Genomic DNA, 684 nt, shown 5'->3' on the forward strand with positions numbered 1-684 from the left:
TAGCCCCGGTTATCTATAAAGATAGCAGTCAACCTTTTGGTAGCGTTAGCTATCCCTAGGAAATAACATGAAAATATTCATCATGCGTCATGGCGAAGCTGAGCATTTCGCAGATTCAGACGCAGCAAGAGAACTGACCCAAAGAGGCAGAACCGAGTCAGAGGCTGTTGCACGAGCTTGTGCTGAGCAAGGTTTTGCTCAATTTGACAAAGTGTTGGTGAGCCCGTACATCCGTGCTCAGCAAACCTGGCAAGAAATCAGTACGTTTTTCTCGACAAAAAGCATCGAGACCAGTGACGACATCACACCATACGGTCAATCGGATTGCGTGTTTGATTTTGCGAACGCGCTCATTGAAGTCGAGAAACTAGAGTCTCTATTGTTTGTTTCTCATTTACCGTTAGTTGGTTATTTGACGTCTGAGTTTGTGAAAGAGATGACGCCTCCAATGTTCCCAACCTCTGGTTTAGTGTGCATCGAATACGAACCACAAACACAGCGTGGTGAGGTGCTTTGGCATATTACGCCTTAAGCGTCTAAGTCATCGTTATTTAAAGATAAATCGATCTCTCTCAATAAAAATAAGCATTTAAAAATTAGATATAGATAAACAAAAGGCAGGAATATCCTGCCTTTCTTATTCTTAGAGTGTATGTGTTACTTCTCTGGAATAGAGAGTAAAAC

General features: G+C 42.1%; 1 protein-coding gene. It reads left to right on the plus strand.

Going from position 1 to position 684, the window contains the following annotated elements:
- Nucleotides 1-67 precede the first annotated feature (67 nt).
- On the plus strand, nt 68-532 hold the full coding sequence (gene sixA, locus R7Q46_RS27340) for a phosphohistidine phosphatase SixA (RefSeq protein WP_005457775.1): 465 nt from the start codon (nt 68-70) through the stop codon (nt 530-532).
- Nucleotides 533-684 lie beyond the last annotated feature (152 nt).

Source organism: Vibrio sp. 811 (assembly GCF_033339195.1).